Annotated in this window: 12 protein-coding genes and 2 tRNA genes; 9 read left to right on the plus strand and 5 right to left on the minus strand. The window is 33.5% G+C overall.

Annotated elements, in window-relative coordinates; all coding sequences use genetic code 11:
- Positions 1-179: 179 nt before the first annotated feature.
- Complete coding sequence (locus B0A75_RS08115; RefSeq protein ID WP_089053775.1) at positions 180-671, minus strand: nuclear transport factor 2 family protein; 492 nt, start codon at positions 669-671, stop codon at positions 180-182.
- A 195-nt stretch (positions 672-866) separates the two neighbouring features.
- Between B0A75_RS08115 and B0A75_RS08120 the strand changes: the two genes are divergently transcribed.
- Positions 867-1,544, plus strand: a complete 678-nt coding sequence (locus B0A75_RS08120; protein ID WP_089053776.1) for a hypothetical protein — start codon at positions 867-869, stop codon at positions 1,542-1,544.
- Positions 1,545-1,595: 51 nt separating this feature from the next.
- Here the strand turns inward: B0A75_RS08120 and wrbA are convergent, their stop codons facing one another.
- Entirely contained in the window at positions 1,596-2,756 is a 1,161-nt protein-coding gene (gene wrbA, locus B0A75_RS08125; protein ID WP_089053809.1) for an NAD(P)H:quinone oxidoreductase, read from the minus strand.
- Positions 2,757-2,950: 194 nt separating this feature from the next.
- Between wrbA and B0A75_RS08130 the strand changes: the two genes are divergently transcribed.
- Positions 2,951-3,604: an NAD(P)H-binding protein gene (locus B0A75_RS08130; protein WP_089053777.1), complete on the plus strand. Its 654-nt coding sequence runs from the start codon at positions 2,951-2,953 to the stop codon at positions 3,602-3,604.
- Between the two features lie 259 nt (positions 3,605-3,863).
- On the opposite strand, the gene B0A75_RS08135 is transcribed toward B0A75_RS08130, so the two are convergent.
- Positions 3,864-4,178: an HPF/RaiA family ribosome-associated protein gene (locus tag B0A75_RS08135; RefSeq protein WP_089053778.1), complete on the minus strand. Its 315-nt coding sequence runs from the start codon at positions 4,176-4,178 to the stop codon at positions 3,864-3,866.
- A 354-nt stretch (positions 4,179-4,532) separates the two neighbouring features.
- Here B0A75_RS08135 and B0A75_RS08140 point away from each other — a divergent pair, with 354 nt between their 5' ends.
- Positions 4,533-4,769: a hypothetical protein gene (locus B0A75_RS08140; RefSeq protein WP_089053779.1), complete on the plus strand. Its 237-nt coding sequence runs from the start codon at positions 4,533-4,535 to the stop codon at positions 4,767-4,769.
- Between the two features lie 56 nt (positions 4,770-4,825).
- Here the strand turns inward: B0A75_RS08140 and B0A75_RS08145 are convergent, their stop codons facing one another.
- Positions 4,826-5,620 carry an HNH endonuclease gene (locus tag B0A75_RS08145; protein WP_089053780.1) on the minus strand — a complete coding sequence of 265 codons (795 nt, stop codon included), beginning with the start codon at positions 5,618-5,620 and terminating at the stop codon, positions 4,826-4,828.
- A 76-nt stretch (positions 5,621-5,696) separates the two neighbouring features.
- Positions 5,697-8,162 carry an AsmA family protein gene (locus tag B0A75_RS08150; protein WP_089053781.1) on the minus strand — a complete coding sequence of 822 codons (2,466 nt, stop codon included), beginning with the start codon at positions 8,160-8,162 and terminating at the stop codon, positions 5,697-5,699.
- A gap of 246 nt (positions 8,163-8,408) precedes the next feature.
- Between B0A75_RS08150 and trxA the strand changes: the two genes are divergently transcribed.
- From trxA to B0A75_RS08180, 6 genes are all read left to right on the plus strand, one after another.
- On the plus strand, positions 8,409-8,726 hold the full coding sequence (trxA, locus tag B0A75_RS08155; RefSeq protein WP_012023423.1) for a thioredoxin: 318 nt from the start codon (positions 8,409-8,411) through the stop codon (positions 8,724-8,726).
- Between the two features lie 153 nt (positions 8,727-8,879).
- Positions 8,880-11,453: a M1 family aminopeptidase gene (locus B0A75_RS08160; RefSeq protein WP_089053782.1), complete on the plus strand. Its 2,574-nt coding sequence runs from the start codon at positions 8,880-8,882 to the stop codon at positions 11,451-11,453.
- The gene (locus B0A75_RS08165) at positions 11,450-12,376 is read left to right on the plus strand and encodes a DUF58 domain-containing protein (RefSeq protein ID WP_089053783.1); all 927 of its coding nucleotides are present in this window, start codon (positions 11,450-11,452) and stop codon (positions 12,374-12,376) included. The genes B0A75_RS08160 and B0A75_RS08165 overlap by 4 nt, the downstream gene beginning before the upstream one ends.
- Before the next feature lie 86 nt (positions 12,377-12,462).
- Positions 12,463-12,536 (plus strand) — tRNA-Asp (locus tag B0A75_RS08170).
- 623 nt (positions 12,537-13,159) lie between these two features.
- Positions 13,160-13,233 (plus strand) — tRNA-Asp (locus B0A75_RS08175).
- A gap of 172 nt (positions 13,234-13,405) precedes the next feature.
- Positions 13,406-14,230 (plus strand): helix-turn-helix transcriptional regulator, encoded by an 825-nt coding sequence (locus tag B0A75_RS08180; RefSeq protein WP_089053784.1) that lies wholly within the window; start codon positions 13,406-13,408, stop codon positions 14,228-14,230.
- Positions 14,231-14,260: the final 30 nt, after the last annotated feature.

Raw genomic sequence — 14,260 nt, forward strand, 5'->3', positions numbered from 1 at the left:
ATAGTGGTTGTGTTTTGATTTTAGTTGATTTTGTAAAATTTGAGTTCTTTTTTTAAGACTACTTTATTTTGACGTTCTAAATTATACCCTAAATTGTCAATTGTATTATAATTAATTTGATTTAGGAAGCCGTAAAGCGCTATAAAAGTTATGTTTATAAGAATAAAGTCGAAAAATGTTTATTTTTTTTGAAGCTTTGCAATCAAAGCATCTTCAATTGGTGCTTTTATTTTAATTACAGCATTAACTTCATCGTTTGGAATTGTCATTGACAAAACATAATGTTGAATTTTCCATTCTTTACCTACTTTAACCAAAACACCAGAACCGCGGCATATTTTCATTTGTGTATTTAGCAATTCGTCAAACCAAGCAGTTTTTCCCGTTTTATCAAAAAAAACATGACGTTCTAAGGCCGTAAAATTCCAAGTTTTTCCTTTGTCAAAATAAGGTTTTGCCCAAACTTTAAAATCCTTTTTAGTCCAATTTTCTGTAGCATCGGTTCCAATAAAAATAGCATCGTCTGCCATTAAGTTAAAATAAGCGTCAAATTTTACATCGCCGGCAGCTTTGTGCCAAGCATCAATTGTTTGATTGATTTTATCTTTGTCTGAAGTTTGAGCATTTGCAAAAGCAGCAACGAATAAAAGTAATAAGAATGTTTTTTTCATGTGAGATAGTATTTAAGTTTAAAGGTATTAATTTTTTTTGACCGTATTGAACAATATAAAAACTTTGCGGTTTTGTGTCTTTGCGAAATTAATTCACACAGAAACTTCAAGTAAAACTTAAATGATCTTACATTCTTTATAGGATTTAATCTTAAAAAAAACGAGTATATTTGAGTGCTTTAAAATCGATACATTATGAATTCAAAAATACTTATCAGCTCTATATTTATTACATCCTTAGTTTTTACTTCTTGTAAAAAAGAATTAGAACCGCAGGAGAGCACACCAACTTCTGAATTAGTAAAATTAGGTTTGGCAAAAGACACCGCAAAAACCAAGTCGGTGGTAGAACAACAGCAACAGCAAATGCCAGCTGCAAACCCAAATACAGTTTTAAGCGAGACAAAGGGATTAAATCCTGTTCATGGAAAACCAGGGCATCGTTGTGATATTGCAGTTGGAGCTCCGCTAAATTCTGCTCCTGCACAACAGGCTCAAGCAACGCAGACTGCTCAAACGGTACAAGTAAACCCGAATCAAAAAAATGTAGTTACAACTACAGTTGCAGCATCTGCAAAAGTGGCCAAAGGAATGAATCCTCCTCACGGACAACCAGGTCATAGATGCGACATTGCAGTAGGAGCACCTTTAAATTCGCCAGTTGCAAAAACTACAACCGCTGCAGCTTCAACTCCGCAAAGCGGAACAGCGACACAAAATTTTACGGTAACGCCGCCGCCGGCTGCAAACCCAGTTCCAGCTTTGTTAAGTACAGAAACGCCTCAAAAGGTAGCCGAAGGAATGAATCCGGCACACGGACAACCAGGACATCGCTGTGATGTTGCAGTGGGAGCACCTTTACCAAAATCATAAAAAAAAGCGGAATACAATTGTATTCCGCTTTTTGTTTTAAATCATACGATGTTATTCAATTTCAAAAATCGCCTGAATTTCTACAACCGAATTTATAGGAAGTGAAACTGCGCCAATTGTAGCTCTGGCATGTTTACCTTTTTCTCCAAAAACCAAAGCGGTTAAATTTGAAGCCGAATTCATAATTCCAGCGTGTTGTGTATATTCAGGAGTAGTATTAAAAAATCCTGTTAACTGCACACATTGTTTTACTTTATTTAAATCACCTCCACAAGCTTCTTTTAAAACTGCAATTACATTCAACATTGTTTGATATGTTGCTTCTTTCGCTTGCTCATCAGTAACATTTGCGCCAACTTTACCTGGATTTAAAATTTTCCCGTCTTTTAAGGCAACTTGATTAATGTATACTTTATGATTTGAAATTGTATACGGAACATAATTTCCAACTGGTTTAGGAGCTTCAGGAAGTACAATATTGTTGTCTTTTAAAGTTTTGTTGATATCGCTTTTAATTTCTGTAGAAGTTGTTTTCACAGTTTTGATATTTTCTGTCTTTTTCAATCCAGATGCGGCTCTTGCTAAAGCTTTTCCTTGTTCTTTCGCTAAATTTAATTCGCTTTGAGAAGGTCGTGTTCCAGTTGATCCTGTTAATGAAGTGGCTCCAAATGGCGTATTTCCTTGCGGTACTGATTTGTCTAAACCAGTTGTCCCCATAATTCCAGTAGGAACAATTATCATTCCGTGAGAAGCAAGAATATTCCAGAAAGATAAAATTGCAGCTTCTTTTCCTGCGCCAGATCCTGCAGACATAAATACTGTTGATGGTTTTCCTTCTAGAGTTCTTGAAGTCCAAAGCGGAATACTTTGACTGAAGAAATAATTCATATCGGCACTGATATTGGCAAAATGAACAGGACTTCCAAATGCGATTCCGTCATAATTAGCCAATTCATCAATAACAGCAATTGGCAGTTTTTCTACATCAGAATTTAGTTTTTCTTTTGGATTTATTGAGGGAACTCTTTTTATAATTGCTTTTGTGTTTGGATATTCCTGAATTCCTTCGGCAATTGCTTTAGCCATTTTATAAGTGCCCCCGTTTTGCGAATAAATTAAAACCAGAATATTTGTTTCAGGGTTTTTTACTTGTGCATTTGCACCAAAGCTTATAAAAACTGCGATTAATAATGCGAGTAATTGCTTTTTCATGAATGTGTTTTTTAAATTATGGTATAAAATCCCAATTATGCGATTGTTTTCAAGTGTCATTTTTGGGACTGCAAATTTACTTCTTACAATATCGAAAAACGTTATTATTATCTTAATAAATAACGAGGTTCAAAAGGTTATTAATAAAGTAAGCTGATAATTTTCTAACTTCGGGAAAACAAATTTTCTATTTTATGAAAAAAGCAATTGTATATGGCGCGAGCGGACTAGTTGGATCGTACATTCTAGAAAACTTATTGAATAATGATGCTTATGAACAAGTTGTAATTGTTGTTCGAAAAGATTTAAGTATGCAGCATTCAAAATTAAAAACGCTTATAGGCGATTTTAATTCATTAGCCAATGTAGTGCAAGGTATTGAAATAGATGAAGTTTTTATTTCGCTGGGCACAACGCAAAAGAAAACGCCAGATAAAAAAGTGTATTATCAAATTGATCATGATTATCCAGTTTTAGCCGCAAAACTCGCTAAAGAAAACGGAGCAAAATCAGTCTTCTTGGTTTCTGCAGTTGGAGCAAATGTAAATTCATCTGTTTTTTATGTGAAAACAAAAGGTGAGGCAGAACAAGATATTATTAATTTAAATTTTGAGCATACTTATATTTTTCGTCCTTCGATGATTTTAGGAGATCGAAAAGAAAACCGACCGCTGGAGAAAGTCTTTAAAGCGGTTTTTAAAGTCATCAATCCGCTATTTGTTGGAAAATTAAGTGCCTATAAAGGAATTGAAGCAAGAGATATTGCAAAAGCAATGGTTAAGTGCGCTGCAAAAGCTAGTGAGTCAGTCAAAATACTGCATTGGAAAGAAATGAATGCCTTATTGTAGCTTATTAGTGTAGTTTGTTTAACACATAGAAACATAGTTTTTGTAGTCAAAATTAGGCGTTTCATTTATTTAAACACACCTAAACAGCTATGCGAAAGAAACGTGTTTCTTTTTGCCTTCTTTTTGAATCATAAAATCTATGTTTCTATATGTTTAATATTTTTTACAATCAAAGTGGAGCGAATCAGCAGGTTTATTGAAATAAAAAATGGCATTATCTTGATTAGAGATAATGCCATTTTTGTATGTGATGGTTATATTAATGTGCCTTCAATTTTTCGAAAGTAGTAGTCAATGATTTTTTTACTTTAGTCAAAGCGCCGCTAAAAGCTTTTTCGAGCGTATCGGCATGTTCTGTTACGGTAATAGGCTGTAATTTTACAGGACGAACTTCGATTACACATTTTTTATCGTTTACACTAAATTTTTCTCCATTTTCATCTCCAAAGTGTACTTCGATACGAGTAATTTTATCTTCAAAACGTGCTAAACCTTTTTCTAATTCACCAGAAAAATAGGCTTCTAATCTTTCATGTCCTTCAATGTGTTTGTCTGTGTTGATCTGAATTTTCATAATGGTTTGTATTTTATGATTGTTTCTCAAATCTATCTTTTTTAGCGCAAAAAGCCAAGGAGATTAGTAAAATATTATGAAAAAAATATACGATTTATCGTCTTGTTTGTCATTCCGAAGAATGAGGAATCTTCGCAAGTAACTCCACAACAGTAAACAAGTTGAAATGTAAGAAAATCACATAATCTACTCAGGTTTTTTTAATACATTTGCAGTCCTAAACTTTAAGATTATGAACTTGACAAAACTTTTGCCCATGCGGTATGCTGGCGGTATTGGAAACAACTGCAACGCTCTTAAAGGCGTAGGACAGCTAACCCGTATGGGTTTTATATTTCCCTAAACTTTAAGATTATGAGTACAAACACCCTTTCAAAAGAAACCGAATTGCGGTTAGCCAATTTTTTCAACCAAACAGTTGATCCTAAAAGTCTGGCAAAAGCAATCCGACAAATCAACTATTTAATTGCTTTAAGTATAATTCGGGATTGCGAAACATTCGAAACCGAGAAAATAAACCTCGAAAAAGGTTATTACTGGCTAAATGAATTAGCCGAGATTTTAAATCCTTATTTTGAGGTTGAAAATTAAGAAAATGTAAAAGCCACTTATGAAGTGGCTTTTTTTTTACAATATCTAGGTTTTAATTATAATGCTGTTTGTTTATTAAAAATCGTATCCAAATGATATTCTAGAAACTCTTTTCGCGGCGCAATATGAGGAGATTTTATTTTTTGATTTTCAATTAAACTAAAATATCTATCGAAAAATTCTGTTCCTTTTTTCTTCTTAAGTGTTTCCGAAAATATTATTTCATGATTTGCATTTATTCCGATCAAACCTTTGTCAAAGGCTTTATCATAAAGAGCAGAGAAACAAATTCCATTTTGGATATTTAATCTTTCTTTTTCATTTTTTGACCAAGGAACAATATGACTAGCAAATAGTAATTCAGGAATGTCAATTCCTGTTATTGCACATTTGGATGAATAGTTTGTTAAGACCATTTTTCGAAACACACATTGATTTACTCTTGATTTTATTTCACGAATAACTGTTTCTCCTTGTAAATCTTTTAGATCTAAAAGAATATTTTCGTATTTATTTTTAATAGATGTATTCTCTTTTTGGGCAATAATTTCCTCACTCATAAATAATAATTCTTCTCTATTATTGAAGAATTCATCCCAAATAGACTGAATTTTTTTTCCGCCATTTTGCAAGCCTCCCGCACCTCTTTGTTGATGATATGGATCAACGCTGGCAAAGTTGGCTAATCTTATAGATATTGAACTCGGGGTTCTGTTTATTAAATTGCCTAATTTAATTACATCTGGATTTTGATGATTGATTTTTTTGTATTCAATTGTAAGATATAAATTTAGAGCAACGATAAATTCCTCTCGTGTCCAGAGTCTGGTTTTGGTTTTTGGTTGTGGCATTTATAATTTGTTTACAGTAAATGTAAAAAATATGTATTATAGAATCATTTTTTAAATGATAAAAACGGCAGTGATTTTACTTTTCTTTATCCTTCTTCCCCCACTTAATCTTCATTTTTCCATTATCATCAAGAGCAATTAAATGCAGGACAATTCCACGGTCGCGAACAGCATCTCGCTCAGCTTTGCTGGCGAGTTTAGCGTCGTTTTTAGAGTTTCTAAGCGGGATTGTCAAGGCGAGATTGGTTCCTCGGCCAAAAGAGTAAATTCCGTCAACATCAATGTTTAGTACGCTGGAACTTATCGTTAAATTGTTTACGTCTACTTGTTCGCCGCGCATGTTAAGATGACCAGACAAATCGCTGAAAGTGATATTCTCGACATCACGAAAAGGAAAAGCAAACTTGCCTATTTTTACAATTGGCTGAAAATTTACCAAAGCACCTTGATTAACATTAAAATCGAGTTTGCCGTGCATCGAATTGGTGATTAATTCTCCGTGACTATTAATAAAACCGTTTACATTGGCAGTGCTTGTAAGTCGCCCTTTAATGTTGTTTGGACTGAAAGATTTGATTCCGAAATTGTTAAACGATTTTAGAAAACTTGCAATATCAACTCGGTTAACCTGTGCGTTTGAGCTAAAAGCATAGTTATTTCCGCTGGGTTTAACCTCGCTATTAAAAGTTATACTACCGCCAGAAGTTTGCAAAGAACCATTTTTTATAAGCAGTCTCGAATCGATCATTTGTATACGTGCCGTTGTGTTTGTAGCGGTCAATTTATTGTAATTTATTTTGTCTGCTTTAATATCAATAACAACAGCACATTTTTCGATTACTGTTCGTAAGTGATTTGAGATCGTTGGTTTTTTGTTTTTAACCACAGTTTTGCTTTTTTGAGATGAGGTCAAAATACCCAAGAATTGTTTAAGATCAATATTTGGGCAGTAAATATTCCAGTTTACAACCATTTTTTCAGGCGCATCATAGTACAGATTCAAGAAATTATCGATTTTGCCATCGATAATAATGCTGTTTTTATTGTGTTTGTAAGTGATTTTTTTAATGAGTAAAGCCTGTTCAGTAAAGTCAAGCTGCACGTTTACTTTTTCGGCATGAATTTTTTTCGGAATAAAATCAAAAGAAGTGTTTTCGACATTTACACTGCCAATAAATTTAGGTTTGTTGATGTATAAATCGACAATGTCAAACTGAAAGTTCAAATTAGCTTTTGCATGACCTTCAGAAAAATGAATCCACTTGTCATTACTTACTTCATTTAATTTTTCGACATCAAAATCAGAATTTACAGTTCCAGTTGCAATAGGTTTTTCAAGATTATTGATGGATAACTGCGGAATTGAAAGCGGAATATTTTGATATTCTCCAGAAAATCGAGTTAAAATTACAGCTGAATTTGGATCATTAAACCCTTCCTTCGGCTTGAAATTATTGGTAAAAATTCCCTTAAAATTACAATTATTAATCTGTCCGTCAGGAATTGTAAGCTGATTGTTTTTGCACATTGCCTGCACTACTATTTTAGGATCATCATGAGCATTTAAATCTCCTTTTAGATCACAGTTTACGGCAATTGGCTCTTTTAAATTAAATCGGTTAAGCTTAGAACTAATATTTGCCGATAATAAATTTGATGCATTGCTCCATAAAATATGAGTGTCGATATTGATTCCAAAAAGCGAGTTGGTTTTTCCGATATTAAAATACGCCACAATATCAAACGAATCTGTACCTATTTTTAAGCCTTTGGTTACAATGTCAATTTTCTGTTTGTTTGCAGAATACGATACATTCAAAGTCCCTTTTAGTTCCTTTTGCTTAGCAAAACTTCCGTGAACGGTATTAAAAGCAAGACTGTTTATTTGAGTGTCTAGAAATAAATCAGTACTCCAATCGTCTCCATCGTAATTTACTTTAGAATTTAAATTGTGAACATCAAAATCAAATAATTTATTTCCGAGTTGGTTATTTATGGTAATCCGAACATTGTTGAGGTCGATTTGGTCAATTGTAGTTTCGGTTTCTGATTTCTTTTGCGGATCTTTTTTCTTTTTTGGTTTAAAAATGTCTGAATTTGTATATCCGTCTTTCGTTTTATAAATGTAAATATCAGCGTTGTTAATGAGAATTTTATGAATATTAACTTCATGATGAAGTAAACTCCAGATATTGAGTCGGGCTTCAATTTCTTTGGCTTTTAATAAAGTATGATGATGAGTATTCCATTTTTTATCTTTGAGCTCGATATCATTTAAAGCCAAAGTGAAATTAGGAAAACCAGTTAAAAACTTATAGTGAAAGTCGCCAATATGAAAGTCGCCATTTATATTTTCGTTGATTTTGGCGTTTACTTTTGCAATAATTTCGGTTTTATTTCTGTTGAAATAAATCGATAATCCTCCACAGGCAATTAAAAGTAACGCAATGAGTCCCAAGATAAAATAACCAAAGCGTTTAGCGTATTTTTTAAAACCAACCGACTGAAAAAAGTTTTTTATTTGTTGTAAAGTTTCTCTCATCTGGATAAATTTTTCTGGATCATTAAAGGTAAGCTAAAAAAGAATGTTATTCTTAAAAAGATTACAGCAAGTCAATTGCAAGTTTAAACTGATAAAATAGAGTTTTAATTACTGATATAATTAAAGACAATACATTTATAATGAAAACTAATTTACTAATGACGTTTCATTTGTTTTAAATTTTTAAATTTGTACTCTAGTTTGAAACATAACAATTCAGACGATAATTTTAAAAGATAAGAAATTATGGCATTAGCAATAACAGATGCTACTTTTGATGAAGTAGTTTTAAAATCAGATAAACCAGTAATGGTAGATTTTTGGGCAGCATGGTGTGGTCCTTGTAGAATGGTTGGTCCAATCATTGACCAATTAAGCGATGAGTACGCAGGAAAAGTAGTTGTTGGTAAAGTAGATGTAGATGCAAACCAAGAATTCGCTGCAAAATATGGTGTGCGTAACATACCAACCGTTTTGGTGTTTCATAACGGTGAAGTAGTAGGAAAACAAGTAGGAGTAGCTCCGAAACAAACCTACGCAGATAGTTTAGACGCTTTGTTGTAATCGTAAGATTATGATTTATATAAAAGAGGTTTGGCGAAAGTCAAACCTTTTTTATTTCTTTCCGCCACGAATTCACGAATTTTTGCTTTAAATAATTCGTGAATTCGTGGCGGAATCTTTATTTTTAACGAATCTTATTATTCCTTCAAAAAAATGAAAAATCTATACACCTTTCTTTGCTTTGTTATATTGATTCCAAGTTGTTTTTCGCAATCAAAAGAAAAAGAAAGTGCGATTTTAGAAAGTGGTGTTTCAGAACAATTGGCACAATTTCGTAAAAAACAAATTTCAGATGTTCAATATAATTTGTCTTTTGAGATTCCAAATCAAAAAGAAGAAAATATAAATGCTCATTTGATAGTAAATCTAAATTTGACTGATCTAAGTCAGCCCTTGCTTTTAGATTTTAAAGAAAAAACGTTGAACATAAAGTCAGTTGCCGTAAACGGAAAAAGCGTGGCAATTGTTCACGAAAAAGGACATATTGTAATTTCTCCCTTAGCTTTAATTATGGGAAAAAATACAATCTTAATATCCTTCATTGCAGGGAATTTATCGTTGAATAGAAATGATGATTTTCTCTATACTCTATTAGTTCCAGATCGTGCAAGTACATTGTTTCCGTGTTTTGATCAGCCAGACATAAAAGCGACTTATAAATTGAGTCTTACTGTGCCAAAAGATTGGTCAGTTTTGGCTGGAGCCGATGTAAAAGAGAAATTAGAAAAAGGCGATTTTACTTTGTACACTTTTGGAGAATCAGATAAAATGAGTACCTATTTGTTTTCTTTTGTTGCCGGAAAATTCAAAAGTACCACGCAAAAACCAGGTTTAGAAATGACAATGCTGTATCGTGAAAACAGTCAGGAAAAATTTCGCGTAAGCGCCGATACTATTTTTAATTTGCATCAACAATCTTTAAACTTTTTAGAAAAGTATACCAATTATAAGTTCCCGTTTCAAAAGTTAGACTTCGCTTCAATTCCCGTTTTTCAATATGGCGGAATGGAACATGTTGGCGCAATTCAATATCGAGAATCAACTTTATTTCTAGACAACAGCGCAACCGACAGCGAGAAATTAAATCGTGCAAAATTGATTGCACACGAAACTTCGCATATGTGGTTTGGCGATTTGGTAACCATGAAATGGTTTGACGATGTTTGGATGAAAGAGGTTTTTGCCAACTTTATGGCAGATAAAATCATGAACCCAATTTTTCCGAAAGTCAATCATAATTTACAGTTTTTCACAGCTCATTATACCACCGCTTACGCAGAAGATCGATCTTTGGGAACACATCCCATAAAGCAGCATTTGGCGAATTTAAAAAATGCAGGCTCGCTTTATGGCGCTATTATTTACAACAAAGCACCAATTATGATGCGCCAGTTAGAAGCTTCGATGGGAAAAGAAGCTTTTCAGAAAGGAATCCAAAAGTACATTCTAAAATACGCCAATGACAATGCCGACTGGAATAATCTTGTAGAAATTCTGGATGCCGAGACGCCTCTTGATATGAAAAAATGGAGTGAAGTTTGGGTAAACAAATCTGGAAGAGCCATTTTTACAGATAAGATTGAATACGACTCTAAAAACAGAATCAAGAAATTTGAAATTCAACAACAAGCAGAAGATAAAACCGATAATGTTTGGCCGCAGATTTTTCAAATTGGTTTTGTTTATGCAGATAATGTGAAAGTTTTAACCGCGAATATTAAAGAGCAAAATCTAGTTTTAAAAGAAGCTGTTGGACTTGAAAAACCACTTGCTGTTGTTTACAATTATAATGGTTTTGGATACGGTGTTTTTCCTCTTGACGAGAATAATTTAAAGTACATCGCAACGCTGAAGGATGAGGTTGCAAGAGCATCGAGTTATAGTAATCTTTATGAAAATACATTGATAGGAAATATCTCGCCAGAGAAAGCTTATGATTGCTTTTTAAAAGGTGTTCAAACAGAAGAAAATGAATTGGTTTTAAGAATTGCTTCGAATAATTTGAATACTATTTATTGGAGATTATTTACCGAAAAACAACAAAATAAAGTTCAGAAACAACTTGAAACAGTTTTGAATGAACGTTTGCAGGCAAATTTATCGGCGAATATTAAAAAGACTTTATTCGGATTGTTCAGTTCGATAGCCTATTCAGATTCGGCGAAAGCTAAATTATATCAGATTTGGAATAAGGAAATTGTAATTCCCGGCTTAAAATTAAATGAAGACGATTTTACGAATATGGCAATGAACTTGGCGATTTTCAAACATGAAAAAGCCGATGAAATTCTGGAAAAAACAAGAACAACAATTACAAATCCTGATAAAAAGAAACGATTTGAATTCTTGCTTCCGTCATTATCAAAAGAGGAATCAGTTCGAAATGCCTTTATGGAATCTTTAAAAGAGGATTCAAATCGTGAAAAAGAATCTTGGGTTTCAGTTGGTTTGAGCAATATTCACCACCCACTGCGTCAGGAAAGTGCACAAAAATATATTAGATTTTCATTAGATTTAGTCGATGAAATTCAGCGTACAGGAGATATTTTCTTCCCGAAAGACTGGCTGGATAATACCGTTGGGAGATATTCGTCTAAATATGCTTATGATGAAGTACAGCGATTCTTAAAAGAAAACCCTAATTTTAGTCCAATCTTGAAGCGTAAATTGTTTATGGCGACAGATTTGCTTTATAAAGCACAAAATATTAAAAAAGAAACCGAATGAAAATCGAATCGGAAATAGAGAAAGTCTCCAGTTTTCAGCATCTCGAAATGCTGGCGAATCAGGTTGTGGAAGGTTTTATATCCGGAATGCACAAAAGTCCGTTTCATGGGTTTTCGGCTGAATTTGCGGAGCATAAAGTGTATAATGCAGGCGAAAGTACCAAGCATATTGATTGGAAATTGTTTGCTAAAACAGATCGTTTATACACAAAACGTTTTGAGGAAGAAACCAATTTACGCTGTCATTTAATTGTCGATAATTCGTCGTCGATGCATTATCCAGAATTAAAATCAGATCAGCCATTTTATGAAAAGAAGATTGGTTTTGCAGTTTTGGCGTCGGCGGTTTTGATGAATATTTTAAAGAAACAGCGCGATGCCGTTGGTTTAAGCGTTTTCTCCGATAAATACGAATATTACGCACCCGAAAAAGGAAGTGATCGCCATCATAGAATGCTTTTAAACAAACTGGAAGAATTATTAGTACAGCCAAAAGTCAAAAAAACGACCGATACAATTACCTATTTGCATCAAATAGCAGAGAAAATGCACCGTCGTTCGATGATTATTTTGTTTACCGATATGTTTCAGACCGAAGATGACGAAAAGCTTTTTAATGCTTTACAACATCTAAAGCATAATAAACATAAAGTAGTTTTGTTTCATGTCGTTGATAATGAAACGGAGTTAAAATTTGATTTTGACAATGCGCCAAGAAAATTTATCGACTTAGAATCAGGAGAAGAAGTTTCGATTTTTGCTGATAATGTTAAAATTGAATATGAAAAAAGGGTAGAAGCCTACTTTAAAAATCTGGCTTTAACCTGCGCAAAGAACCAAATTAAGTACGTTCCGGTAAATGTTGGCGATAATTTTGAAAAAATATTGACAACATATTTGGTTGAAAAACAAAACTTTGGATAAACATTTGAAAATTTATTTCATTTTTTTTACAAAAACACTTGCAGAAATGAAATTCTGTACTATCTTTGCAACCGCAATAACGCAGAGGTTTGGTAGTTCAGTTGGTTAGAATACATGCCTGTCACGCATGGGGTCGCGGGTTCGAGTCCCGTCCAGACCGCAATATTGGGAAAAGCCTTTCTTAACGGAAAGGCTTTTTTGCCCAAAAACGGTATCTAAGATTAGTTGTGTTGTTTTGCTACGACTTTGTAACTCGTAGCTGGTTTAGTAGTTAGACCAATGAAAAGCTTTCCACTTTTGTGGATGGCTTTTTTGATTTAAGACACTTTTGTATTTAACCGCAAAGAGCGCTAAGATTTACGCAAAGTCCGCAAAGTTTTTTAAAGCTTTGCGGACTTTCTGTTTTTAATACACAGTTTGTTATTCTGAGGAACGAAGAATCTTCGCAAGTAACTCCACAAAGATTTTTCATTTATTAAAATATAGCCTGTGATTTCAACCACGAGAACACAATGAATATATACACGTCTCCCGTGGCTGAAATCACAGGCTATGTTGAATAAAAGGAAAAGGATAAATGTTTCAAAAATGAAAATCTTTGTGTTCTTCTCGTAAATCTTTGCGCCCTTTGCGGTTAAAAAGAAAGAAAGTTCTTCGTTTTTGATTTAGTTCTCAATTTTTAAAATATTGGAATTTAACCAATTAAAAATTTCTCAAATTTTATTCGCTAAAAAGCTTGTAAAATCAAAGATCTGTTGTATTTTTGCACTCGCAATAACGCAGGGTTTGGTAGTTCAGTTGGTTAGAATACATGCCTGTCACGCATGGGGTCGCGGGTTCGAGTCCCGTCCAGACCGCCTAAGTTGTTAAAAGCCTTTCTTAACGGAAAGGCTTTTTTTTGTTTTTACTATTTAACCGCAAAGACGCTAAGATTTTACGCAAAGTTCGCAAAGGTTTTATTTAATCTTTGCGAACTTTGCGCTTTTACCTTGTGTGCTTTGCGGTTAAATTTCTTCCTATCTTTATATTATGGAACATTCCGGTCAAAAACTCGATAAATATTACATAAAGAAAGTAGATGCCGATAAAAAAAGCATTTACTGCCACCACGATTTGATGGGCGAATTATTTGTGCCTCCGCATCGACACGTTAAAGCACAATTGCTGTATGCTGAAGGCGATGTCGTTTTTGTAACGACTGAAACCAAAACCTATTTTTTACCGGCAAGACATTTTATCTGGATTCCGAGTGGAGTGGAGCACAGCATCGAACCAAAATCTGAAAGTGTTACGATGCGAAATTTGTATTTTCCAGTCGAAAAAGACGAAGACGACTTTTATAAAGTAGAAGGAATTTATCCAGTCAATAATTTACTGTTGCAAATGATGCTTTTTACCAATCGATGGAATGGTGATCTTAAAAAGGGAACTCCGAACTTTGCCATTGCAAAAGCGATAAAAGCGATTTTGCCTCAAATATGTACTAATAATTTACCTTTAGAATTACCACAGCCAAAAGACAAACGACTTAGTAAAATTCTTCGTTATATTGAGAATAATTTGGGCGAAACGATTCTCTTTGCCGATGTTGCGCATGAATTTGGTTACAGCGAACGCTCTTTGTATCGCTTGTTTCAAAAAGATCTTAATATGTCTTTTATTCAATATTATACTATTCGCCGAATTTTAAAAGCAATTGAACTTTTATTAGAAAGAAAACTTTCGGTAAAAGAGGTAGCCGAAGAAGTTGGTTATAATAGTGTTCCAACGTTCAGCAACACATTCTTCAAGATTTTAGGACAAAGACCTTCTGATTATTTAAATGGAGAAGAGATTTTAGAAAGAGGTAAATAGTTTTTCTTTCACGCAGATTTAAAAGGATTT

Source organism: Flavobacterium oncorhynchi (genome assembly GCF_002217355.1).
GTDB lineage: Bacteria > Bacteroidota > Bacteroidia > Flavobacteriales > Flavobacteriaceae > Flavobacterium > Flavobacterium oncorhynchi.